General features: G+C 37.8%; 41 protein-coding genes and 1 tRNA gene. 1 reads left to right on the top strand and 41 read right to left on the bottom strand.

Annotation, left to right across the window (positions count from 1 at the left end; genetic code table 11):
- Positions 1-112 precede the first annotated feature (112 nt).
- The 18 genes from ABVJ71_RS17065 to ABVJ71_RS16980 form a co-directional block, all read right to left on the bottom strand.
- A complete protein-coding gene (locus ABVJ71_RS17065; protein WP_353856757.1) occupies positions 113-397 on the bottom strand; it encodes a hypothetical protein in 285 nt (94 codons plus the stop codon).
- 544 nt (positions 398-941) lie between these two features.
- Positions 942-1,199: a hypothetical protein gene (locus tag ABVJ71_RS17060; protein WP_353856756.1), complete on the bottom strand. Its 258-nt coding sequence runs from the start codon at positions 1,197-1,199 to the stop codon at positions 942-944.
- Positions 1,200-1,202: 3 nt separating this feature from the next.
- Positions 1,203-1,586, bottom strand: a complete 384-nt coding sequence (locus tag ABVJ71_RS17055; RefSeq protein ID WP_353856755.1) for a hypothetical protein — start codon at positions 1,584-1,586, stop codon at positions 1,203-1,205.
- Complete coding sequence (locus tag ABVJ71_RS17050) at positions 1,586-2,332, bottom strand: recombinase family protein (protein WP_353856754.1); 747 nt, start codon at positions 2,330-2,332, stop codon at positions 1,586-1,588. Before ABVJ71_RS17050 ends, ABVJ71_RS17055 begins: the two co-directional genes overlap by 1 nt.
- 111 nt (positions 2,333-2,443) lie before the next feature.
- Entirely contained in the window at positions 2,444-2,737 is a 294-nt protein-coding gene (locus ABVJ71_RS17045; RefSeq protein ID WP_353856753.1) for a hypothetical protein, read from the bottom strand.
- Positions 2,730-3,554 carry an AAA family ATPase gene (locus ABVJ71_RS17040; protein WP_353856752.1) on the bottom strand — a complete coding sequence of 275 codons (825 nt, stop codon included), beginning with the start codon at positions 3,552-3,554 and terminating at the stop codon, positions 2,730-2,732. The genes ABVJ71_RS17045 and ABVJ71_RS17040 overlap by 8 nt, the downstream gene beginning before the upstream one ends.
- 207 nt (positions 3,555-3,761) lie before the next feature.
- Complete coding sequence (locus ABVJ71_RS17035) at positions 3,762-4,022, bottom strand: hypothetical protein (protein ID WP_353856751.1); 261 nt, start codon at positions 4,020-4,022, stop codon at positions 3,762-3,764.
- A 417-nt stretch (positions 4,023-4,439) separates the two neighbouring features.
- Positions 4,440-5,066, bottom strand: a complete 627-nt coding sequence (locus ABVJ71_RS17030) for a cell wall hydrolase (protein WP_353856750.1) — start codon at positions 5,064-5,066, stop codon at positions 4,440-4,442.
- A 155-nt stretch (positions 5,067-5,221) separates the two neighbouring features.
- Positions 5,222-5,446: a hypothetical protein gene (locus ABVJ71_RS17025; protein WP_353856749.1), complete on the bottom strand. Its 225-nt coding sequence runs from the start codon at positions 5,444-5,446 to the stop codon at positions 5,222-5,224.
- Positions 5,447-5,523: 77 nt separating this feature from the next.
- A complete protein-coding gene (locus ABVJ71_RS17020; RefSeq protein ID WP_353856748.1) occupies positions 5,524-6,117 on the bottom strand; it encodes a nucleoside 2-deoxyribosyltransferase in 594 nt (197 codons plus the stop codon).
- A 190-nt stretch (positions 6,118-6,307) separates the two neighbouring features.
- Positions 6,308-6,565 (bottom strand): hypothetical protein, encoded by a 258-nt coding sequence (locus ABVJ71_RS17015; RefSeq protein ID WP_353856747.1) that lies wholly within the window; start codon positions 6,563-6,565, stop codon positions 6,308-6,310.
- Positions 6,562-6,876, bottom strand: coding sequence for a TM2 domain-containing protein (locus tag ABVJ71_RS17010; protein ID WP_353856746.1), 315 nt, complete (start codon positions 6,874-6,876; stop codon positions 6,562-6,564). Before ABVJ71_RS17010 ends, ABVJ71_RS17015 begins: the two co-directional genes overlap by 4 nt.
- Before the next feature lie 496 nt (positions 6,877-7,372).
- On the bottom strand, positions 7,373-7,564 hold the full coding sequence (locus ABVJ71_RS17005) for a hypothetical protein (protein WP_353856745.1): 192 nt from the start codon (positions 7,562-7,564) through the stop codon (positions 7,373-7,375).
- Positions 7,565-7,573: 9 nt separating this feature from the next.
- Positions 7,574-7,774 (bottom strand): hypothetical protein, encoded by a 201-nt coding sequence (locus tag ABVJ71_RS17000; RefSeq protein WP_353856744.1) that lies wholly within the window; start codon positions 7,772-7,774, stop codon positions 7,574-7,576.
- A gap of 24 nt (positions 7,775-7,798) precedes the next feature.
- A complete protein-coding gene (locus ABVJ71_RS16995) occupies positions 7,799-8,197 on the bottom strand; it encodes a hypothetical protein (RefSeq protein WP_353856743.1) in 399 nt (132 codons plus the stop codon).
- On the bottom strand, positions 8,194-8,526 hold the full coding sequence (locus ABVJ71_RS16990) for a sigma factor-like helix-turn-helix DNA-binding protein (protein WP_353856742.1): 333 nt from the start codon (positions 8,524-8,526) through the stop codon (positions 8,194-8,196). Before ABVJ71_RS16990 ends, ABVJ71_RS16995 begins: the two co-directional genes overlap by 4 nt.
- Entirely contained in the window at positions 8,496-9,065 is a 570-nt protein-coding gene (locus ABVJ71_RS16985; RefSeq protein ID WP_353856741.1) for an AAA family ATPase, read from the bottom strand. The genes ABVJ71_RS16990 and ABVJ71_RS16985 overlap by 31 nt, the downstream gene beginning before the upstream one ends.
- Positions 9,062-9,205 carry a hypothetical protein gene (locus ABVJ71_RS16980; RefSeq protein ID WP_353856740.1) on the bottom strand — a complete coding sequence of 48 codons (144 nt, stop codon included), beginning with the start codon at positions 9,203-9,205 and terminating at the stop codon, positions 9,062-9,064. The genes ABVJ71_RS16985 and ABVJ71_RS16980 overlap by 4 nt, the downstream gene beginning before the upstream one ends.
- A gap of 128 nt (positions 9,206-9,333) precedes the next feature.
- On the opposite strand from ABVJ71_RS16980, the gene ABVJ71_RS16975 reads away from it, so the two are divergent.
- Complete coding sequence (locus ABVJ71_RS16975; protein ID WP_353856739.1) at positions 9,334-9,741, top strand: helix-turn-helix transcriptional regulator; 408 nt, start codon at positions 9,334-9,336, stop codon at positions 9,739-9,741.
- A gap of 20 nt (positions 9,742-9,761) precedes the next feature.
- On the opposite strand, the gene ABVJ71_RS16970 is transcribed toward ABVJ71_RS16975, so the two are convergent.
- From ABVJ71_RS16970 to ABVJ71_RS16860, 23 genes are all read right to left on the bottom strand, one after another.
- The gene (locus ABVJ71_RS16970; RefSeq protein WP_353856738.1) at positions 9,762-9,971 is read right to left on the bottom strand and encodes a hypothetical protein; all 210 of its coding nucleotides are present in this window, start codon (positions 9,969-9,971) and stop codon (positions 9,762-9,764) included.
- Positions 9,971-10,291, bottom strand: coding sequence for a hypothetical protein (locus ABVJ71_RS16965; protein WP_353856737.1), 321 nt, complete (start codon positions 10,289-10,291; stop codon positions 9,971-9,973). Before ABVJ71_RS16965 ends, ABVJ71_RS16970 begins: the two co-directional genes overlap by 1 nt.
- Position 10,292: 1 nt before the next feature.
- Positions 10,293-10,478: a hypothetical protein gene (locus ABVJ71_RS16960; RefSeq protein ID WP_353856736.1), complete on the bottom strand. Its 186-nt coding sequence runs from the start codon at positions 10,476-10,478 to the stop codon at positions 10,293-10,295.
- Between the two features lies 1 nt (position 10,479).
- Entirely contained in the window at positions 10,480-10,722 is a 243-nt protein-coding gene (locus ABVJ71_RS16955) for a hypothetical protein (protein WP_353856735.1), read from the bottom strand.
- Positions 10,719-10,910, bottom strand: a complete 192-nt coding sequence (locus ABVJ71_RS16950; RefSeq protein WP_353856734.1) for a hypothetical protein — start codon at positions 10,908-10,910, stop codon at positions 10,719-10,721. Before ABVJ71_RS16950 ends, ABVJ71_RS16955 begins: the two co-directional genes overlap by 4 nt.
- On the bottom strand, positions 10,900-11,130 hold the full coding sequence (locus ABVJ71_RS16945; protein WP_353856733.1) for a hypothetical protein: 231 nt from the start codon (positions 11,128-11,130) through the stop codon (positions 10,900-10,902). The genes ABVJ71_RS16950 and ABVJ71_RS16945 overlap by 11 nt, the downstream gene beginning before the upstream one ends.
- A 118-nt stretch (positions 11,131-11,248) precedes the next feature.
- Positions 11,249-11,536, bottom strand: a complete 288-nt coding sequence (locus ABVJ71_RS16940; protein WP_353856732.1) for a PQ-loop domain-containing transporter — start codon at positions 11,534-11,536, stop codon at positions 11,249-11,251.
- Between the two features lie 101 nt (positions 11,537-11,637).
- A complete protein-coding gene (locus tag ABVJ71_RS16935; protein ID WP_353856811.1) occupies positions 11,638-11,958 on the bottom strand; it encodes a hypothetical protein in 321 nt (106 codons plus the stop codon).
- Positions 11,955-12,152 carry a hypothetical protein gene (locus ABVJ71_RS16930; RefSeq protein WP_353856810.1) on the bottom strand — a complete coding sequence of 66 codons (198 nt, stop codon included), beginning with the start codon at positions 12,150-12,152 and terminating at the stop codon, positions 11,955-11,957. Before ABVJ71_RS16930 ends, ABVJ71_RS16935 begins: the two co-directional genes overlap by 4 nt.
- The gene (locus ABVJ71_RS16925) at positions 12,149-12,796 is read right to left on the bottom strand and encodes a deoxynucleoside kinase (RefSeq protein WP_353856809.1); all 648 of its coding nucleotides are present in this window, start codon (positions 12,794-12,796) and stop codon (positions 12,149-12,151) included. The genes ABVJ71_RS16930 and ABVJ71_RS16925 overlap by 4 nt, the downstream gene beginning before the upstream one ends.
- A gap of 27 nt (positions 12,797-12,823) precedes the next feature.
- Positions 12,824-13,219 carry a hypothetical protein gene (locus ABVJ71_RS16920; protein ID WP_353856808.1) on the bottom strand — a complete coding sequence of 132 codons (396 nt, stop codon included), beginning with the start codon at positions 13,217-13,219 and terminating at the stop codon, positions 12,824-12,826.
- Positions 13,206-13,757, bottom strand: a complete 552-nt coding sequence (locus ABVJ71_RS16915; protein ID WP_353856807.1) for a thymidine kinase — start codon at positions 13,755-13,757, stop codon at positions 13,206-13,208. Before ABVJ71_RS16915 ends, ABVJ71_RS16920 begins: the two co-directional genes overlap by 14 nt.
- A 122-nt stretch (positions 13,758-13,879) precedes the next feature.
- Positions 13,880-14,263, bottom strand: coding sequence for a hypothetical protein (locus ABVJ71_RS16910; protein WP_353856806.1), 384 nt, complete (start codon positions 14,261-14,263; stop codon positions 13,880-13,882).
- Positions 14,264-14,369: 106 nt separating this feature from the next.
- A complete protein-coding gene (locus ABVJ71_RS16905; protein ID WP_353856805.1) occupies positions 14,370-14,861 on the bottom strand; it encodes a crossover junction endodeoxyribonuclease RuvC in 492 nt (163 codons plus the stop codon).
- On the bottom strand, positions 14,854-15,774 hold the full coding sequence (locus tag ABVJ71_RS16900) for a hypothetical protein (RefSeq protein WP_353856804.1): 921 nt from the start codon (positions 15,772-15,774) through the stop codon (positions 14,854-14,856). The genes ABVJ71_RS16905 and ABVJ71_RS16900 overlap by 8 nt, the downstream gene beginning before the upstream one ends.
- Positions 15,775-15,842: 68 nt before the next feature.
- Positions 15,843-18,002: a DNA polymerase gene (locus ABVJ71_RS16895; protein WP_353856812.1), complete on the bottom strand. Its 2,160-nt coding sequence runs from the start codon at positions 18,000-18,002 to the stop codon at positions 15,843-15,845.
- An 88-nt stretch (positions 18,003-18,090) separates the two neighbouring features.
- A tRNA-OTHER gene (locus ABVJ71_RS16890) sits at positions 18,091-18,171 on the bottom strand.
- 337 nt (positions 18,172-18,508) lie between these two features.
- Complete coding sequence (locus tag ABVJ71_RS16885; protein ID WP_353856803.1) at positions 18,509-19,201, bottom strand: hypothetical protein; 693 nt, start codon at positions 19,199-19,201, stop codon at positions 18,509-18,511.
- Positions 19,202-19,337: 136 nt separating this feature from the next.
- Positions 19,338-20,030: a hypothetical protein gene (locus tag ABVJ71_RS16880; protein ID WP_353856802.1), complete on the bottom strand. Its 693-nt coding sequence runs from the start codon at positions 20,028-20,030 to the stop codon at positions 19,338-19,340.
- A gap of 597 nt (positions 20,031-20,627) precedes the next feature.
- A complete protein-coding gene (locus ABVJ71_RS16875; protein WP_353856801.1) occupies positions 20,628-21,578 on the bottom strand; it encodes a toprim domain-containing protein in 951 nt (316 codons plus the stop codon).
- On the bottom strand, positions 21,575-21,799 hold the full coding sequence (locus tag ABVJ71_RS16870) for a hypothetical protein (protein WP_353856800.1): 225 nt from the start codon (positions 21,797-21,799) through the stop codon (positions 21,575-21,577). Before ABVJ71_RS16870 ends, ABVJ71_RS16875 begins: the two co-directional genes overlap by 4 nt.
- 194 nt (positions 21,800-21,993) lie before the next feature.
- Positions 21,994-22,266 (bottom strand): hypothetical protein, encoded by a 273-nt coding sequence (locus tag ABVJ71_RS16865; protein ID WP_353856799.1) that lies wholly within the window; start codon positions 22,264-22,266, stop codon positions 21,994-21,996.
- A complete protein-coding gene (locus ABVJ71_RS16860) occupies positions 22,256-22,588 on the bottom strand; it encodes a hypothetical protein (RefSeq protein ID WP_353856798.1) in 333 nt (110 codons plus the stop codon). Before ABVJ71_RS16860 ends, ABVJ71_RS16865 begins: the two co-directional genes overlap by 11 nt.
- Between the last annotated feature and the right edge of the window lie 143 nt (positions 22,589-22,731).

Below are 22,731 nucleotides of genomic sequence, written 5' to 3'. Positions count from 1 at the left end.
TTACACTAAATACAATCATAAGTCAATCAAAAGTATGAAATTAATTACGATATATCAGAAACTAACATGAAAGGAGGGCAAATAAAAAGACAAGGAATGACACCTTGTCCGTTTAATATTCTCTATTATCTTCATCATATGCGATTTGGTGCAGGGTTAACTCGTTAGGCATACGTGAAAGTAAATTTTCAGCAATTGCGACTTCTTCATCACTTAGACCATTTCCCATAATGTCCTTTTTCTTCTCTGCGGCTTGCTTGTATAGCTTTAACGAAAAAGAAACAGCCTTATAATAATCTGTGTCCGTAAATTCCATTCGCTTTTTAAATGATCTTCTCGCATAGTTGCGATATGTTTCGGCTGTTACCCCGTCCATATAATTTTGACCGTCTTTCAAAATACCACCTCATCCATTTTATTATGCCTTTGTTTTGAGTCTTCAATTTTACCTAAATTTAAGGTAAAATCCTTAGCAAAAAAGAGGAACAAATTGTACAAAAACCGTACACCTGTTCCCATATTATACACCTAAATTAAGCTTTTTGCTATCTCAAATGTGTCTCGATTTGAAAAAATTGTGTCAACATTGTTATTCATAAATTAATTACCCCGCTTAAATTATTTTGCCTTACATCTATGGGGAACACCAAATTAAAATCTATGTCATTACTAATATTGATATTAATATTAATAATAGTATTTTTATAAGTAATAAAAAAGCTGATCAATTAAGACCAGCTTTCGTTAGACACCTTTTACAGCCTATGTCGGGGTTTTCTATAACTTCATATTCACTCACTTCTGTACATAGAAGCCTGTAATATATTCATATTTTCTGCACAATGACCGATTTTTTTATAAATGCGTGATACTTAGCCGTAGAAACTGCCCATCATGTACAGATGTATCGCTTTTTGTTGGAGGTAATAGCCAAACTCTTTTCATGCCCTAAACCCTTCTTTCCTCTCTATCATCTTTCTACAAGTGTTGAGACGGCTTTCAAAGCGAACCTTGTTTGTCATTGACAAAAGATGGTCGCCTCTCATGTACAGAAGTTCATGTAATTTATTAAACTTGAACCGTAGGGAACTCATGTCGTTTCCGTCAGATTCCTTTATATCTTCCTTTAATGAGGCGATACCGTTATCAAGAATATGGACGATAGACTTTTTATCTACACTTCCAAAGTAACCAGCCATGCCTTAAACTCCTTTCAGCTTAGAAATTCTAGTCAAGTCTTGCTGTAACTCTTTAGGATTAGAATATCTCTTTACATTACTTGTAATAGGGGTGTCATATGTGACATGGTACTTCCCAAGCTGTTTGATAAGTTTCTTACGAAAACGCTTTTTCTTGGAACGGTAAAACTTCACAGGGTTTTCAAAGAATATGACCGCCAATTCCTCAGAACCGAACGTCATAAATCCGTTTATAATGCTTGCCCCGTAACCGTTAGGGAAGGCATATAGCTTATGCGTTGAACCTTTACCTTGAAGTAAAGGGCTACGGTCAAAGTCCTTAGATAGTGTTTTTTCTAACATTAATGCCTCATAGTGTGCTGGGTGAAATGTGTCTAAAATTTTCATTAAATTAAGCCTTCTTCCTGCAACATTTTAGTGAGTTTCTTTTCTTTTAAAATCGGCTGAGGGTTTTTTTGTCCTCGGTGATCTCCTTCTGCTATAAGTTGTTCAATAGTTTTAGTGCCGCCAGACTCTTTAAAAGACTCGATAGCCTTACGATAGGCTTGATACTCTCGTACACGTCGGAAAAGTGTCGCCTCAGTGATTAAGTCCTTTCCATCCTTGTCCGTACCATACTTCTTGATTATCTCTTTAGAAGTCATAGTGCCACCTAGGTAGTCCTGAACGGCCATATCATAAATGCCTTTATTAGCGTAAGGACGGCCAAAAGTTACGCCTCTTTTCCTTGCGTCTGCAATGGCGGGCTGTGTGCGTTCTACAATAAAATTTCGTTCCATTTCTGCAAACATGGCCAGTAATTGAAGCATAGCTTTAGCCATATAACTGTCATTTGACGTGTCAACATTGTCATCAATAGATTTGATATAGACGCCCTTTTTATCAAGATCATCAACAAGGCCAGTTACTTGTGAAACAGATCGTCCAAGACGGTCTAATTTCTTTACAATAATTGTATCACCTTTTTCCACTTTGGAAAGAAGTTTCTGCAGTGCTTCACGTTCCATATTCTTGCCCGTTTTCTTGTCAGCATAAATGTTTTCGCTGGCCACGCCTTTGTTTATCAAAGCCTCAATTTGTAATGCTAAATCTTGATGAACGGTTGAAACCCTTGCATATCCATAAACAGCCATAATACAATTACCTCACTTTAACTTAATGTGAGGTAATCCTATCATAATTCTTACACTTATGCAAGGGGTAAGCAAAAAAAAGAACAAGGTTTTTAAGATTAATTCATTAAATCATTCTTGACGAATGTTAAAAGCCTTTTTAAGCATGTCATTGATAAGCCCTGACTTTGCCCCCTTCTTTTGTTCCTGAATACTGGCCCAAGCGTCTAACGCTTCAATAACGTCAGTGTCAAGATATACAGTTACTTGTTTCTTTTCGGTCTTTTCAGGTGGATTATAAAAGTCTGCAATTGACTGATTTAAAGTCGGAACCTTTATCTGCTGTTGCTTAGACTGACTGATCTTTTTATCAAACTTATCAAACGAAGGTGTTCCCTTACCTGTAAGTGGGTTCTTTTTAGTCATGTGTCACAACTCCTATCCTTTCTTGAATTTCTGTAAATAACTTAAAATACAATCCAGCTTTGTCAAATTGTACCCGTTTACTGCGTGACAGCAATTCATAAACAATAGTTGCAGGTTTTTCATAAGATGAAACAGCGTTACTGAACTGTATTGTGTTCGGAATAACTGTGTCAAAAACGTGAAGATCGTTCTCGTATGCATAGCGATTTGTTTCCTGTAAAATTCCCGTGTGTAGGTTTGTATTCAAGTTAACCAGTGTCGGCAAGATACCCAATATGGATAACTCAGGGTTATACGCCTGTTTAAAGTCTCGGATAACATGAACCACTTCAACAAGGGATTCCATAGAAAACAGTTCGGGGGCATAGGGTATTAAAACATGATCACTGAATGTGAAAACATTGCCATTCATTAAACCCAAGCTTGGCGGCGTGTCAATCAAAATATAGTCATAGCGGTTTCTCAAATGGCCCAGTTCTCTAGTCATAAGTGTGAATGGTTTGGGAAACTTAGTAATGTTCCCGATCACGTCAAACTCAAAAGAAATTAACTCACGATTGGCAGGCAATAAATCAATGCCATTATGTACAGATTGAATAGCATCTTCTGCTGGCACACCATGAACTAAAACGTCATAGATCGTGGTTCTTAGGCTATTTTTATCGACACCAAAAGTTGTGGTCGAATTACCTTGATTGTCGGCATCAACGATTAGAACAGAATTGCCTTTTGCAGAAAAGACCCCAGCCAGATTAGTTGTTGTTGTCGTTTTAAGAACGCCGCCTTTGTTATTGTTGATACATATTACTTTACCCACAGTAATCACCTCGTATTAAGTTTTCATTGTGCTTACCTTACACGTATTACTTTATCCGAACAAAAACAAATAGTCAACACTATTTTTAATATCAACATTAAAGTCAACGTGGAAGTTAAAAGAAAAACGAGACAAAAAGTCTCGTCAATGTTTGAGGCTATTCATTTTAGGGGAATCGCTTATTAGCTTATACTTTTCAATTTTGTATTAATTTTTCTTTCCTATCTCTACATCCTCTATGTCAAAATTAGGTTCTTTTTCAGCCTTATCTAATAATTTACGCACATTACTAAGCTGATTCTTTTCTATAGTTTCCTTGGTTTGACTAATCATAAATTTAACCACAAGACTTTTGGTCACATTTGCAATACTTTTACTTTGAAAATAATCCACCAGATATTCTAAGTCCTCAAATTCCTCTTTAGTTAAAGACATTGTAATGTTTTTAGTTTTTCTTTCCTTAGTCATAATACCTACACCTTCTCATCCGTTTTTATAGTTATGGAATTGTAATCTTTCCCTATATACAAATATATATATACGTGAAAAATATGTGTACTTCACTTACATACACTATGTTACACGAACCTATAAATAAATACAATTACAATTACTTTAAAAATATATTATTATTTTCTAAAAGTGCAACATTTTGTAATACTTTGTAAATAAATATAATTAATTATACAGCATACATTATAGGCTTTACAGGTGATCTATAAACAGCTATAATATAAGTAACTTAACTTAATGAGTACAGGAATTACCTCGTTAGTTTTTGTACTACCTTACAGATTAAAGTCCTTCCCAAATGGGTGGGGCTTTTTTCGTTTAGCAAAAAGGGCATAAAAATAGGACAAGGCTTAAAGGCCTTGTCCTATTGGATTACTTAAATTTGTGGTTTCCTATAACAGCTTTAGTCTGTTTTGAGTCTAACCAGTGGTTATTGGCTGTTCTAGGGTTATAAAAGTAAAGTGCGTCACCCACGTTAGAACCAGCGTTCAACGCCTCATGTGCGGCCTTTAAACTCTCTGAATCGGCTGGAACATTAATTGAACCGTTTGAAATGGGTGAAAACTGGCCAGACTGATAAATGACAGAACGTATTGAGTCTGGAAACTGTGAACTATTAACACGATTAATAACGACTTCCCCGACAGCAACTTTACCTGAATAGCTTTCACCTTGTGCTTCTGCCCTGATAAGTCTGGCTAAAAGATCAACTTCACTGCCAGTATTGCTAGTAGTTTTAATACCTTTGTTGACTTTAACAGAAGTATGCCTATTACTTTTGTTTTCGTTTTTACTGGTGATAATAGTCTGACCAATGAAAATTAAATTTAAGTTTTGAACTGCTGGGTTAAGTTCGGCCAACTCTTTTAAAGTCATACTGTGACTTGAAGCAATTTTGGACATGGTGTCCCCATTATTTACCTCGTGTGCGAATGCAGGAACGGCCATACCTAAAGAAATAACGCCAGCGACCGCCAGTGTGGTAAGCTTTTTAATCATATAATTCTCCTCTGTACCTTGTATTTCTCTCGCCTAATGGCGAAAGTGCTTGTACCCTTACATGCTTTAACGTTGCCTTTAGTACATGTATCAGAAAGTAATAAGTCTAAAGGAATTTTAGGAATCTCTACAGTAATGTAATAATAGTTATCCTTTCAACCAATTCCTTTCAGCTTTTTATGATAATTTAATAACCTATAACCTGTCGTATGGATTTCTGCCAGCGTGAAGGGTAAAAAAGCACCTGTCGAACCATCAAAGTCCTTAAAGCCTTCATAGTAGACGGTTTGTTTAAATACCTCAGGGTGGTCTTTAATTAAATCAGCCATTTCCTTAGACCACATATCAAAGGTGTGATCTGATATTATGTTCTCGTTCATCTGATAATAAAGAAAAGAGTGAACAAGCAACTGCCGTTCACGTCTATTCATCAGTTCTAAAATTTCCCCGTTGGCCATTAAAACATCTTTCCAGTGTAGTTGGATGATGGAAGTATCTCAAAGTCATATGTTCTTAATTCTGCAATGGAAAGGTTAGCGTGTGCCGACTCATGAACCATCAAGTTTGAATCTTCGCCAACATGAACCACAATAACAGGCTTTTGAGTCCCATATGCGTATCCAGCTTCCCAAGCCGTTCCACTGTCTGAGTAGTTCCCAAAATAGACCATGACAACAGCCTCAGCCCAATCAATGAATTTTACATCATTGCGGAATGTCTCAATAGACCAATGGCGTGTACCAGCCTCTAACCCTTCCATCTGATTTAGCATAGGTTCAAATACTTCTAAACCTTTCGATTTGAGAATTTCAGCAATTTCCTTGACTGCGGATAGTTCTAATTCGTTGAAAAATGGTGAAGCTAGGTAAACACGTTTCATCTTCATTCCCCTTCCGTTTTTAATTTCTTCTAATGCCTTTTTATATCTATTAACTTCTTCCATCAAACGCTGTCTTGCTTCGTATTCGTTATGATGAAGCATTTTGTAATACTCTACTTCTTCTTTTAAATCCTCAATTTCCCGTTCGCAAACAGAATGTTCATTGTACACGTCTATCACCCCTTATAACTTCTTTCAACCTAAATAATGAATCGGTAGATCGAGTGAATTTTACTTTTTCTTCTACATAATTTCCAATCTCATGTGCAAGTCTTTTTCTTGAAATTCCATAAATTCAGCTAAGTTAAGAAGGCTGTTTATAAGATCATGATCTACACTTGTCTGTAAAGTAATTACATTTTTACGATAGTCCCTTTTTCCGCACCTCTTTTTCAATGACAATTATAGTATCACCATCTAAAAAGATTTTCGCCACGATTTTCGTAACGTTGCTTGGTTTTACCACCATAATATTGTTGCAACCATCATGAATCGTGATAGGGTCTGTTGTTGCGGAAACCCTGCTGACGTGATATTGCTTTTTAATTAAACACAGGGCCAGTTCTTCCAGCGATAATGCGTCAATAGCCCTGCTTTGAATATCTTTTGGGTTATTCATATTGATTTAACCACCTTTACAGTTTTAAGAATCTTCTCTTTGTTGAACTCATGAACTAATCGTCGAATATTCAGACCGTCAATGACCCCAGCAATGCCCCCAACACCGCACGTTACAATGGTCAGCAAGCACATCATAAACGCATGACCGTAATGCCTTAGATAGAACCTGTGGCCGCCAAATGCCCCAAAAACAGCCCACCAGAAGAAAGCAACCATAGAGGACTTTCTACCAGACAAGTTATAAAGAATATTGAATCTAGTTCTTTCAAGTTTCGACAAATTTTTCGTTGATTCGTCAATATATGTCATCTTGGAAGCCCCCCTAATCTCTGATAGCAAACAGGAATCACATCTGCAATTTACTGGAACTTCTTACTTACTCCGACCACTTTTGCCGAAAAGACATCCACCAGTTCCGACATGTAAATTTCCAACAATCGTAATACTGGAAAGTTTGTGAGACTGATTACAAATAGTACATTTTACTGTGGCATCCCTTGTTATTTCCTCATAGGTAGGTGTTTTCAAAGCAACCACACTTTCTTTAATTTTCTTTACACTTATGTACTTGCAGAAAAATATCGAAAAAGGACAACCAATCAATTAAGATCAGTTGCCCTTGGATGTTAAGCTATTTCTTTATTTCTTTTATGAATGCAATAACTCCGATTAGTGTGAACGATACGAAAATTACTCCGATTTCAATTAACGTAGCAAGTAGAACTAGCCACCATGACCAGTCAATGACTCCCACCAATTTAAGTACAATGAAAACAATTGTTAAAATTCCAATGACTCCCACTTCTTAATCCTCCAATCCTATTTCTATTTTTACGGTATCGTCGTCACTAAAAAGACCTACAACCTCATTAGCTATAACCGACTTAATTTCTTGAATTTTTTCATCAGGTATGCCGTCAGGATATTCACTTTTTATCAATTCTAGTTCACTTTCGGAAAAATTTGATTCGATTTCAATTGTAGCTTTAATTTTCATTTCTTATCCCTACCTAAGTAATAGTGTAATTTGAAGATCACGCAATTCTTTAAATTTTGCATCATACTCACGCTTTAAAATCCCATAAGTGACGCCTGATTTCCCATACTCAGCCTCAGCCCCATCCAGCATGTCATCAATTTCTTTCAACTCATTTCTAAGTTTTTTCAATTTATTGTGAATTGTTAGTCCTGAATACACATTTCCCATTCCTCGTCACGTCCCTTTTAATATTTATCTATTTCCTGCTTCTCTTTCTGTAATATCGTCTTTGTTTTGCGTCCTCTTTTTGAAATAATTGGGGTGGTTAACTACCTCTTTCAATATAATAAAGTCAAGGTTGTCATCCCCCACTCTAGGTTCTCGACGGTTTCTCAATTTCTGCTGAGTGGTGGAAAGTATCGGATACTCCGTCCGTTTAACCTTATGAGTCTCTTTACTTCGCAAAGTATCAGCAAGTAAGTATGTCCCAAGCTGGTCTAAGAAATAGCTGTTGTTGTAAACCTTCCCCGTATCTCTAAAATACGACTCGGTGAGTTCATTCACTTGTTGAATGCGTGTCTCCAAGGGAAGAATCTCTTTTATGGCCAACAGCCGTTCCACACCAGATTCTAAACGACTTTTATCGTTCAACCCTGTTCCTCCCTTTGTTTGCTTAAAATATGATAAGTGGCAAGGTTTTTAATTGCCTTCACTGTATGTTCTTGGACAGTCTGTTGGCTAAGGCCTAACGTTTTGGCCACGTCAACCTGTTTCAAGTCTTGAAAGTATGTTAAGATAACAACCTCTTTCTGACGATCGGTCAAAGCACGGTCAATCGCAATACCAAAGTCAATCAACATGTCGCTAATTGATAAGTCGTTAGCGAAAAACCTTGCTTCTGATAGTTTTTGGTAATCTTTTAAAAAGGCTTTCACGCCTGTTTCTGTCTCTAATTTGTAGGCCTGTTCATATTTATCCATGTTGCGTCTACCCTTTCCATTTCCTCATGGACGGACTTAATGGCCGCCATAAAATCTTCTAATGTTCCATTGTTTTCGATCAGGTAATCAAAAGGAAGGGAATCAACGGCTGTTTCTGTCTCATGGTGAAAATCTTCCTCGCTTACAACGTCACCAGCTTTTGCAATACGTTTCCGTCTTACCTCATCATCTGCCTCAACCTTTATGAAGGTGAAACCTCTTGATTTTAAAAGTCGGTACTCATTAGCCTGACGAACATCTGTAACTATAAAGTCTTGGTGTCCATAGAATGAAATACTGTCCAATTTATCTTCCAAAATATCTACCCAAACATTGGGGTAAATCTCTCGAAAGAATTGCCCGACTTGTTGGTATAGTTTCCTCGGTTTACCTTTAGCAACCTCATTAGGGAAACAAATACTGACTATTTCCTTGATCTCATCACCAAACGCTAACTGAATCGTGTTAGCATTTTCTATAAAGTATTTTGCAAGCGTGTCTTTACCTGACCGCATCTTTCCCGCAACAGCAATTTTCATAAGGTTTCAACCTTCTTTCCATTTGATCTTTTATACGAACCTTTTCCCTTCTTAGGCCTGTCAGCCCTTACAGGTGGCGGCACGGTTCCTCGTGATTGTGTCATTACACCTAAGGTTCTTTTCTTCTTTTTCTTGTTCATAAGTAGCCCCCTTCCCTTATACACTTGCAATTTGTATTTAAAAAAGGACACGAAACAGACTTGAAATTTCTGATATATCATAATATAATTTAAAGTAGGAGACATTTATCTAAAGGGGCGTAATACAGATGATCATAAAAATGCATGAATGGACGAATGATAAAGAAAAAGAAGAATTGAACAAGTTTCCTTCTTTTAGGCTTAGATGTCGTTTACGCCAGTTGCTAAAAGAACGGGGAATTAAGCTGAAAGAATTGTCAGCTATGACTGGCATCCGTCTTAGTGCCTTATCTGAACTGGCCAACACAACTAGGTCAACAATAAATATCCCTCACCTAACCACTGTTGCTATGGCTTTACGTATTACTGACTTAAATGAACTGTTTGAGTTTTTAATGGAAGATGACGTGCGGAAACAGTTTACAGAAGACCAGCATGAGATAAAAAAGAATGGAATTTTACCTGATCAGGAGGAATTTTTAGCCTCAGTCAGAAAGGAAAGAAAACCAAGAAAAAAACCCACCGACAAAAAATAGTCAGCGGGTTTTCTTTAGCTTTATTTATTTTTAGTGATTTTAATTGAAATGGGCTTATCATCCTCATTATTGCCATAGACACCAAATGCTAAGATAATAATATCTAAAACCATGAAAACAGCAAAAATAATAGAGAAAATAATCTCGCCTTTTTGAATTGAATCCACAAACATCACAGTAATCATTGATAAAAGTGAAGCAATTAAAAGTCTGTTAACATTAAACTTCATTATTCATCCTCCTCCCCTGTGGCCTGATCGACCATTTCATCAAACTTGGCTACCAACTCAGAACGGTCAACCTCGACATATTCAGTCAGTTCACCTTTTTCAATTCCTGAATGGATTGTCAACATTGCATTTCTTTCATCATCCACCAGCAATACAGGCTTGTCCTCACCTTGTACATTTAAGTTAAATTCAACCACAGCATTATGAATAGGATATTGTTTCCCCTTGGCCTCAGCCTTTTCAAGTGTGTTTGTTAATATTTCAGCAACAGCCTTACCCATCTGTGCTGGTGTCATGCTTCCCTGTAATACGATTCGCATACTATTTAATCTCCTTCACAAGTTGTCTTAGTTCATACGATAGAATGTCTAGTGATCGTGAACCTGTGCTGTGAAACCAGTCACCTAGTTCACAAAAGTTGGCATCATCTGGTGTATAAGAAAGATCATCTAACTTTTCAGCAATTTTACTTAGCTTATCAACTAATTCTTTATTGTTCTCGTTCACCTTAATTACCTCCCATAATCTTCTGTACTTCCGCAATTTGCTTTAGCTGTCTTTGTGCTTTAATGCGGCCATAAATATTATTCACTAAAGCTATCGACAGCCAGACAGTGGCGAATAGCGTGTAACTAATATGAGGCATAATTAGATGGAATAGGTAGGGTACTCCCCAAAACCATCCGATAACAATTGCCGAAAGTAAAATTAAAAGACCAATTTGTAAGATTATCTGTAAAAGCTGTTTCATACTTCCGTTCCCTCCACTTCAAATACTCCAAAATAATTACAAAGGCAATCTATGTCGCAAAATAGATCACCGTCAGCAGATTTTAAAAACGTTTCATCTTCTGCTAGGCTTCCTGAACAGTCGGAACACTCCCCAACAATCTCAGGTTCTTTTTCTTTATAACGAATCATTGGATTTTCAACATTCATCAAGGTCAACACCTACTACCCTCTTTATTTCTCTTTTCATAAGATCCACAGTTAATGTAATTTCCCCATACTCATACCCAGATGCGTAGGCATGTATTTCATGTCCTGTATTTAATAAAATCTTAATCTCGTTGCACCCAAAATCGATTCCAGTAACGTTAGTGCCGATAACATTTTCCTTTAAAATATCTACTGGCTTTAGTTCATTTGCTGGCTTCATATTCCCCCCCCCTTTCAAGAATAGTTACTTACATTTATGTACTTGCACTAATCTTCTGTTTTAGGACATAAAAAAGTCAGTACCGATATTAATACCGAAACTGACCTTAATATTGTTATTATTTTGATTGTCTATTCCAGTACAGGTTCACTAGGAAAAACTCTGTTCCTGAAAGAATAAACGAGATTGTATTTGTAGCGAAAAATGCCCCTGCTGTACCTTGTACAAAGAACATGTAAATTGCGTATGCTTCCATAAACACGATACCAATAAAGATGCCGCCAATATAGATTCGTGAGAAGTCACGTACAGATTTTGTTTTGATAATTTTGATAATCTGCGGAATGTAGCCCACAGCCAAGATAAGTCCACCAATTAATTGAAGCATGTTGAAAAACTGTAACATTAAGAAATTCCTCCGTTTTACTTTATATTTTCAGGTGTGCGTTAACCACGCCACCACATTAAGTGTTAGTATTAATGTTGATAATAAAATTAATATTTTGTTTAATCCTGACCTTCACTTAATCCGTGTTCATCACCCTCACCATAGCCTTCATTATAGCCGTATTCGTACTCAACATCCTTTGCCGCATAATACCCTTCATCAAAACCTTCTACAAAACCCTCACCATAGCCTTCTTTGTGGCCTTCTTCGTACCCGTCTTCTTTACCTCTTTCATACTCTTCCTCAAGGGCATCCCGAACCGAATCTACTAAATTATCAATGTCGTCAGAAACGTCAGGCACCTTTTCAAGCAAGGCCTCTAGTTGGTAAGCAAGTGTTGTGTGGCCGACAAAATAAAGTTTTTGAATGTCATATCTCATAATCCTAAGCCCTCCAAATATTCTTGTAATGTGATTTCCTCTATTAACTTCTCATAGTGTTCTTTTGTAATAGTGCCTTTTATAGCTACCTCAACCATTTCAGGTTCAGGAAGATCAAGAACATCTGTAATATCTTTACAGTGAAGAAGAACGGTGTCATTTACCAAAAAGTCCATTGTTTCTATGAGTTTCATAGTCCCAACCTTCTCCGAACTTCCTTTACCACACGTTCAGCGTCAGCAGGATTATTTACAACGTCCGTTTTGTCCATATCAATAATGAGGACTTCGGAGGCCTTATAATGGCACTGAACCCATTCGTCGTAACCTTCCCAAAGCGTTCTATAGTAATCGACTAAACCTTGATCTTGTTCAAATTCTCTACCACGTAGCCCAATACGGTGAAGGACTGTTTCAAAACTTGCTTTAAGGTAAATCATCAAGTCTGGTGCTTTCCTATAAGGTAAGCCGTCAATCTCTTTCATCATTTCATTGAGTAGACCCTCATAGATACGAAATTCAAGTGCTGAAATGCGTCCTAGATCGTGGTTAACCTTTGCAAAGTACCAGTCTTCGTAAATCGACCTGTCCAATACATTGTTGCTATCTTTGTAAGCCTGTTTAATTGCCTCAAAACGTGTTTGAAGAAAATACAGTTGCAACAAGAATGGATATCTTTTCGCTTGAATTTCCTCATCACTAGCTGTGTAAAACAAAGGTAGAATAGGGTTGTCATCCACACTTTCATAAAAAACTTCACTTTCTAACTTTCTGCCGACTAACTCGGCAACGCTTGTCTTACCAAGACCTATCATGCCTCCCACGACCAGCACCGTCATTCCCCCACTTCCTTTAAATTTTATTTATTAGTTTCGATTCACTGCTTCATATAGAGACTTTACACCTTCAATGAAGGCCACATAGTCTTTTCTATTACCTATGAATCTGACCTCAGAAGTTAATTCAGCTTGAAACGTCGTCAAGGTTTCTTCCTCTTTTTCTTCTTCTTTAGTTGGTTGGACATAGTTATCTGTGTAACCTAAAATGTCCTCAATGTAAGGAACTGTAGATTCCCATATCTCGCCCTCTCCCCCCCCATACATGGACTCTGGTAGTGACTTAGAAAATTTATCTAAGAAGGCGATTACTCTAAAATCAACAGCATCCGCCTTTCGAGTTGTGTCAATCACTTCACCAATAATTCCCCACTTGTGTAATACAATCTGACCTACTTTAAAATCCTCATGTTTAAAAGACTTCATCCTCAATTGCCCTCCTTCTTATGTTGAAACATTTACGGCATAACGGTGTGTACTCATTAGTTCCTAGCTGTAACCTTTGGCCGTTTTCTTCTTTAAAGGAAACCCATGCGTCCGAACCACACTCAGCACAAACAGCTTTTAGCTTTACAACTTCCTCAGCAATTGCCATGAGTTCGGATGTAATTCCAAAAGAATGTCCTCGATAATCCATGTCAAGACCAGCAACAATGACCGTTTTACCTTGTTCCAGTAGATAATCAATCGCTGAATGGATGCTTTTATCAAAAAACTGAACTTCATCAATCAGGAAAACATCTACAATCCAATCAAAACTTTTCAAGGTAAGTGCTTGATCTAGGCTGTAAGCTGGTACACGTTCATTGTTATGGGTGACTATCTCGTTTTCGCTGTACCGATTGTCAAAAGATGGTTTGAAGTAGCCAACCTCTTTCCCAGCACGTTTCAACCGTCTTCCTCGTCTTAGAAGTTCTGTTGACTTCTCGGCAAACATACCTCCAGTGATAACCGTTAACATCATTTAAATCTCCTTTCATTCTTCGTCTTACACTTAGGAACTTGCAGGAAGTACCCGTTTTGGGACAGAGAAAAATGAGGAAATATAGAACAAAAAAAAGGCCAACCCAAAAGGGTCAGCCCGTTTTATTGCTTTTCATTTAACTTGATACCTAGACGGCCAAGCGTTTTTAGGATTCCTTCTCTATATCCGTCCTCATATGAGAACAGGCGTGCTTTATTTACTTTTTCAAGTGAATTTGACAAGGAAGAATTAATTTCTTCACGTTCAGCTTCACTTAGATTGTCGAATTTTGTAGTATCTAAAGTGGGTGGCGTTGTGTAGCCAATGTATAGGGCTTTTGCCAAGTCCTCAGTAGTGATATTGCCTTCACATAGATTTAACTTACTTCCAGAACGGAATTGGTTTTGCAAGTGCCATGTTATTAGTTCATCTTTCGTGAAGTTATTATCTAATCTTTTCTCGATCAACTCAGCTAATTCATTTGAAATAACCACTTTTTCACTCATTTTTCATTCTCCTTTGATTGTGTTATTTGTAAGTAATAACCTCTTACAATTAATCACTTGCAAAGTTGAGATAGAATGGGACATACAAATAAAAAAAATAATGGCTTTACAGCCACCCCTTTTGTTTTCCATAAGCAATTCCTACACCTGTTGCGTCAGATTCGTCATTATTTGCGTATTTAATCTTACCTACATATCTTTCTAACGCCTCTGCCACTTCTTCTTTACTAGCCTTCCCAGAACCTGTCAAAACCTTCTTAACAGTTGTCGGGGAAATCTCGGCTATCTCGTAACCTTTCCATGTCCACATTCTAAAAAGAAGAAGTCCTACTGTTCTTTGAATTTGCTGTGTGGCCGTTGCAAACTTATTGAAGCCTTTTTCCATAACAACTTCATCAAAACTGTAAGTATAAGTTAACTTGTCCAACACATGATCTATTTGATCAAGTCGATAACCTGTTGGTTTCTTTGAGTTTGTTTTGACATGTGCTAGCTGGACTACTTCTACAGTGCGATTGTCTAAGTCAAACAACAGCACCGCAAAAGCAGGACAAGCCAGCGAACTATCTATGGCCAATACTAGTCTAGTATTATCCATTTTTAGTTAACTCCGCATAAACGTTTTTGTAAGGGAAGAACATATAGTCAAACTTACTTAATGGGTCTTTCGGAAGTTCGCCAGCCTCAACATGTTTAGCGACATCTGCCCACTTATCCAACAGACGTTTCTTATCTTCTTCTGTGACATTATTGTAAAAAATCTTGAAGTCGGGTCTTGCCTCTTCGTTGGTTGTCCATTTATCCTTTGCGACAGACTCATAAGTAATAAGCCACTCATCCACGTCAAATAGGAGGGCATAAGCGACCGTTTGTGCCAAGTGACTTGGATTCGGTTCTTTAAGCTGTTTAATTTGTGCCACACTGTTAGACTTTGTTTTATATTCAAAACCAACCTTAGAACCGTCTTTCGTGTACTCTAGGATACCATCACACATCCCAAAGATCACAAAGCGTTGTCCGTTATGTTCAACCACTTTCCAGCGTTCAATATTCTTCTCCCAAGCAGGAAGCCCACCCTTTTCAGGAAGTTTCATGACTCTGAACATAGGGTCTTGTAATATGATCTCAGCCTCTAGCAGTGTTTTCTGCATAGCACCATGAATGGCCGAACTATTACGAGTCCATCTGTTTTGGAAAGGATAAGTCAACTTCTCATCCTTCTTCGCCTTGATCGCCTTTAAATACAATTCAGCCTTGGATTTTCCAGCATTGGATGGAGAAAAACGTGGAAGGTCGTCAGGGTAATCTTTTTCCTTCTTCATTACCTCAACAGCGTGGGCTTGTTCCCGTAGAATCAACTCCTCTACCTCTAAAATATCGAAATAATTTTCTCCTCCAATGGCCTCAATATGCGAACTAAGGTCAGCAATTAACTGTCTGCCTCTTTCTTGACTTGCCCGCTGTTCTCTAATTTGTTCAGCGAAGTCAAGGGGTTTTGATACTAAACTCATACAATCAGTCCTTTTCGTTTTATAAAACAAAAAAGACACCCTCGAAAGAGTGTCTATATTTATTGAAATTAGTTAGCTTGCTGTTCAAAGTGCTTATCAACGGGAGTCAAGTTGCCCCAACAATTTCCAAGCACACCATCTGTACCAGAAGGAATATTATTCAGCTTCACGGTGTCAGTCATAATGTTTTCAAACAGCGTGACTTCTTCTCTAGTAATATCCTTAGGGACTTTGTAAAGAAGTTCATCATGTATACATGCCAAGACAGCAAACTCTCTGTCAGGTTTCGACAAATGTTGACAAAGTTTGTATCCTTCAATCATGCATAGTTTTGTTTGAATTGCTGTTGTCCCCTGAATCTTAGCGTTAGTTGAGAATGTATCATAAGCGTATTTTGGGTTCTTACCTCGGAAGAAGGGGAGTCGACGCTTCCTGACAACATCCCCCAGCTTCATTTCAACAAAACCTTGGCGGCAAGCCTCAACCGTATTTTTCTTAACGAACTGTGCTACCTTTGGAAACTGTACATAAAATTTATCAATAATGGCTTGTGCTTCTTTCTCTTTAATTCCTAGTGAATTCCCAAGGGATTTCCCTCCCATGCCGTACATGATCGCCAAGACGACAACCTTAAAAGTTTTTCGTTCCTTGGTATCCTCACCATCTGGTGTTTTGTAGCATTCTTCATAGGATTTTCCGTAAAACTCGCTGGCCAGCGTTGCGTACAAGTCACGACCCTTAGTGTAGTTATCTACTAAGATTGGTTCTTGCGTGTAGTGTGCTAACATACGTGGTTCTTGGGCTTTAAAGTCAAGGCCTAGAATCAAGCTGTCGTCGTCTACACGATAGATAGTTCTAGCCTCAGGTGGAATCTGTTGTAAGTTAGGTTCTTTAGATGAGAACCGACCCGTCCTTGCCCCATTAGGATTAAACGTTCCATGAACCTTTCCATCAGGCTGAATAAAGTCCCTTATCTTAGAAATAAAGTCCTTATTCAATTTGTGAAGTTTTCTGTATTCTAAAAGTTTACTTACGGTCGGATGGTGCTTGTTTTTCTTTAATTCATCCTTAGCTGTACTGTCCAGATCAAGACCAAGTGCTTTAAGGGCTGGAAGTAGCTGTTTAGGAGAATTAAGGTTAATGTCGCCAAGTTCCTCAATAAGCGACTCCTTTAAGGTTTCAACCTTTGCACCTAATTTGACGGAAACTTTATCAGCCTCATCAAGAATAGGAATGAATCCCTGCCTTTCCATTTCAAAAACAACTCGTGTCAAAGGCTGTTCAACCTTCATATAGTAGTTGTATAAGCCTTTCTGCTTCTTCAAATGTTCCAATAGGAACACATATAATAACCATGTGATATGTGTATCTTTACATGCGTAGTATCTGGCATACTTCAAAGCCACTTCATTGAAAGGGGTTTCACCAAACAGCTTGTCAAAGTTGTCACCCTCAATTTTCAAGTATTTAGATACTAAGTCTTTCAATTTGTACGACGGTTCATTTTCATTGAGAACCTTCATCATTATTTGAACGTCGTGAATTTCCCCATTCATTTCTAAACCTTCTGTCCGTAGCTGGTGAAGGTCAAAAATAGCATTTGCTAGCACTTTGTCATTTTTAAGAGTAAGCACCTGTTCAATGTAGTATCTAGCCTTTTCAAATGGTGCGTTATCCTCATCATGTCTCAAAGGAATGTACCAATGAAGATCAGCATTAGGTGCTGTAAAAGATACGCCAACAATTTTGTCTCGACCGTATAAGTTAAGCCCTGTTGTCTCAGTATCAACAGATATAATCGGTTCATCTTTCAACACTTCAAACATCTGCCCAAGTGTAAATTCGTCCATTGCTAGAATGTAGTTGCTAGGTGTTCTCTTTACCATGTCCTCTAAAATTGCCCCACGCTGTTTCTTAACAAGAATGTCGTACAATTTCAAGGCATGAGTCTTGTTAAATTTCTTCATGTCGTCCACGCCTCTAGTTAACTCCCCAGCGTCAATGGCCTTCTTAACTGCATCCAGTTTTCGCTTATCTGCATCTGATAGCTTCATTTGATAGATGCCAGCTTTACGACTCCCTGTATGCGTTTCATAACCTGTTTCCCAAACTTCTTCATCTGTAGGCTGATACTCTTTCAACGCTTTTTTGCGTTCAGCCTCACGTACACGATTTAACTTCTTTTCGTCCTCATTCACTGTTTCAAGTTCAGGATTGAATAATTCCATTTCTATCACCTCAATTAGAAACTTGCATTTGTATACAGAAAAAGGACATACCATTTTTAGGTATGTCCTCTATAAGCTGAATGAGTTTTGGAGAAGGTAAGATTCGAACTTACGGATTTGCTTTTATTTAACTGTACATGCAACGCCTTAACCACTTGGCTACTTCTCCATATAGCACCCCCACTAGGACTCGAACCCAGACTAGCAAGGTAGAATCATGCTGTGCTATCCGTTACACCATAGGGGTAGGAAAGGGCTGATCAAGCCCCTTTAAATTTAATAACGTTATTAAAAACGATACTGATATTAGTATTAATACTAAGGTTGGTGGGGCTGTCAAGATACGGTACACTGACAGCGAAGGTAGGATGAATCGTATTAAGTCCGATTAGTCGACATTCGCCCACCTTGTTAAAACCCCCTCATAAAAGTCTAGTTAGTTTTACCTGACCAGATACGCAGTTCTGCTACTCCGTCGCAAATATGAGAGGGTTTTTAAATCTTTCTTAAAATTCCTGTGTAGGATTCTCGTCACCATCAACATTTGTTGCAGAGATTTCCTCAGATGAGAAATAGTCCTCAACAGGGAAACCAGCGTTTTTCAGGGCTTCAATTTGCTGTTCAGGTGTGCGTGGAATCAAGACCGATTCAAAGTCTTTGAGTTCAACTTTAACCTCATCCCCAGAAGCAAATCCTTCTTTACCACTTTTATCTAACTTCATGATCGGAAGTAAGCTGTAAACCGTTTCCGTCTTGTCGCCTGTACGCTTAAAGTTGAATGCAATAAGATCAGAATAATCGTCAGAAATAATACTGTCTTTGTATTCCTCAATCTCACTAATCAACTTGTTTGCCTGTGTCTTAGACGCATCCCAGAATCGAATAGCCTTCATATCAATGTCGTAAAGTGCAAAAATATAACGCTTTTTCGCTTTCAGCTTGTCAAATCCCTCTACCCCAGAATTTGCGGCCACACATAGTGGGTCAACCTCACCTGTTGCTGGTGTAAGACATGGTTGATTGTAAATCCCAAGGTTATAATCACCATGAGACTTGTATTCAACATAGTCGGTGAGTCCAAGTACACGTACACGTACACTTTCATTTTCTTTCAAACGGATATAAGCCGTTTTTAAGTCCACGTTTTTCTTACTTGCTGATTCCTTAGCTTGATCACCTGTTGCTGTAAATAATGACATACACAATTTCCTCCTATTAGCTGTTTGTAAGCTGTTGTAATGAGGCAACCTTTTAACGTCTTAATGCCATTGGACTTGGAGGATTGCCTTCTATAAACAGATGTAACTTAAGTTACTCGTTCCCAAAACAATTCAGTTAAGTTAAGGCAATGTAAGCTTCCTTGAATTTATTAACAGTGCGATTCACTTGCTTTGCCACTGTATCTGGTGACTGACCTAACTCTGCAATTGCTGACACAATTTCGTTACGCTTGAAGTTCTGGATAGCCATGTGAACTATAGTTCTTTTCTTCTCGTCCTCCCCAAACGTATTCTTAATCACTTGTTCGATAGATAAAAAAGTTTCAACATCCCCTGTGTAAGCTTGTCCCACTTCCAAAGCGTCGCCCATAGTGACTGTTGAATCTACTGGTGAAGGAGAATCGAGACGGCTATGAGTCGTTAACGTTTCTTCGTGAATGTCGTAACCTTTTTGGCGGTACATCATTTTGATCTCATTCTTAACGTTGTATAGGAAGATTGGTTGGAAAGGCTTGCCTAATGTGCGGTCGAAGTTAACCAACGTCTCTACTAGGGTAAGATACATAATGCCCTCAAAGTCCTCCTGTTCTACAGAAAAAGAACGTTCAGCCTGACGGAAAGCCATACCTTTGATAAGGCCGTTAATTGAAGCAAACAGTTCATCAAAAATAATCTCCTTTTTGAGTTCGTTGCTTTCGTCTTGCCATTTCAAAACTAGTTCAGTTTGACGGTTTTGAACTTCTTCCTTCTGTGCAGTAGATAGTTGGCGATAGTTTTTGCCCTCAATAATTTCAAAGAAAGTTTTCATTTAGATGTTCCACCTTTTAGGTTATTTTTAATGCTTTACACTTAGGTACTTGCAGTTCAGGACACTTTTAGGACATGCAATTTTAAAAAGTTTTTTACCCTTCACTCTTTGATTAGAAGAGGACGAAAAACTGTGACACCTTGAAAAAGGCATTACTAAATAAGCCTCACAAAAAAGAACATTTGTTCGGTTTTAAGAGTAAAAAGAATCCCAGTGACGTAAATTAGGCATCACTAAATATGCCTAGTCACTAGGCGTGAAAAATCAGAATTTTTCTATTCAATTTTGTTTCCTTTTTAAGGGAAAGTGGCCGAACTAGAGAAGTGTAAGAACCTGCTGTGAGGTGTTCGACCAAAAGGGAAGTGTTATACTGTGTAATGTAGTGTACTGCTGTGCAGTCCTGTGTACTACACTATTGAATATACTCCTATATATTACCCTTGTCTACATAAATTTGTAATGTTTCCACACGTAAAATCCTCGTCAGATTTTTCTTTGATCATTCAACCCCTTGATGTGCCTGAACTTTCAATAGGTTATTCCGCATATGTTCGTCAAAATAAAAAAAAATCCAGCCTAAGTTTTGGCTGGATTCTGTTAAAATAATTTTATATTTCTAGGTGTGGCATTCTCACACACGTCTTTTAATTCGTCAGTCGTGAGATCGTTTACATCCTTTACCTTATCAGGTAAATGAATTTCATATACCTCCATAGAACCCGCCAGCATGTCTGTAACTCTCCCTCTGATCTCTTCCCCTACAGCGTCGTTATCAGTGGCCAGTACCAGTCGTTTAATTGGTGATCTAAGTAATAGTTGTTTACGCTTATCACTTATCTTACTTCCCCCTATCGCTACAGCAGGCAAACCATGTGTCCACAGATATAAAGCATCAATTTCTGATTCCACTAGGTAAACTGTTTCTGACTTCAATTTATATATGAAGTGTAAACCATAAATATGGTTCTTCAATTGTTGTCCTTTCGGATAGTAGAAGAATTGTTTTGACGTGGTTGATCTAAACTTTATATTTACAATATTCCCTTTTATGTCTTGCCAAGGAAAAGAAACAGCCTTGCTTGCTTTGTCATAGCCGATTCTAAAGGCACGCTGTATCTTCTCGCTAATTCCTCTCTTTTCGAGATACGGGGAACGGAAAGCAAATTGCCTGTATGCCTCGCTACTGATAATAGTTTCAGTATTAGAATCGATACTAAAATCAACATTAAGTTCAAGTTTGTCAACATCACTAAGATCGATACCGTACTTGGCTAGCAAGTAATCTTCTATTTCCGAAGGTGTCTCATTTCTAAGATACGACAGCAGAGTTATTAAATTTCCTTTACTTTGACTTCCAAATCCTCCAAAATCCTGCCACAAGCCTGTTTCCAAGTTAACAGCAAAGGAGGGTGTATGTTCATCCCTGAATGGGGAACATGCCATCATTTCACTTCCCTTTATGTTAGGCCTGTGCCAATCAAAGTTGGAGAGTTCTTCCCGAATATCAACGTCAATGTCGTACTCAAAGCCGTTCTTTCTAATGATCACAATTCTGTACCCTTCATTAGAACAATGTTGGACTCATGGTGTTTTTCTGACCACATGCTATTTTCGTTCTCAAATCCCACAATGTAGAAAACCGATAACGTCCCATCAGGATTGTCGATAACCTCAAATGAGTTCAATATTCCTGTTTTCATTTCCGTTTTCTCCATTACCTTCATACCGATTCGGTCATAACACTTTTGATATAATTTAACTCTATTCATTTTTTTCTTCACCTCACTTATACACTTGCAAATAGAAAAAGGATTAGGACATTAAGTCCTAACCCATCAGAAAATCAATATTTTTCATCATCAGGAACTTTCACAAGATCGACTGATTCTGAATAATATCCGTTTGATATACCAAGCCAGCGTAAAGTGACATCTCCCTTAATAGTGGCGAATTTGTAGAATGTTCATGTAGTCGTTCCGAAATCTTCACTATCTCCATCTTCACTTACAGACTCAGCCATTAAAAGAGGGTTTCCGATAAGATCAGCTAAGTCACCGATAATGTCCTCAATGTACACTGATTCGCAACAGTCTTGTTCGTGATACATAAGATACTGATCACCTTCTGTAGTTTCTAAAAGTAACTCATCCTCACCAAACTGTTCAATCCTTGTCAATGTCTTTCCTAGTAAGTCTTCAACCTCTGCACCCTTCCAATACCCTCTACTAATGGACATAACCACCTTGTTCTAAAGTGGTTTCGACCGTAATCTTATCAGCATCAATCAAATTCAATTCATTTTTCAGCCATTGGTAAAATTGGAACTCTGTAAGCTGTTTAATTATCTCGATATTACTGAGTAATATTTTCATCAAGTGACCCTCTGATAGTGCGTAACTGAACATATTTTCAACTTCTACCTCAATGAGTCCTCCTGTCAAAACAATTGTAAACTCGTTGAAATAGGAACTTCCATAACCGCAAGTATCACAACCCTCATAGTGAAGAGTGTCAGAATAGATTTCCTTTAATACTCCATCTACTAATTTAATCCACATTTTCATCAATCTCCTTTAGGATGTATTCACTTAGAAACTTGCAGACGGCAACGCTTTTAGGACAATAAAAAAAAGGTACTGACCATTAAATTCAGTACCAACAAGGTTATTACAATCATTATCAATAACAGTATCAATACCAA

This window comes from Bacillus sp. Bos-x628 (assembly GCF_040500475.1).
Classification (GTDB): Bacteria; Bacillota; Bacilli; order Bacillales; family Bacillaceae; genus Bacillus; species Bacillus maqinnsis.
This window is presented reverse-complemented; position numbering and strand designations above follow the sequence as displayed.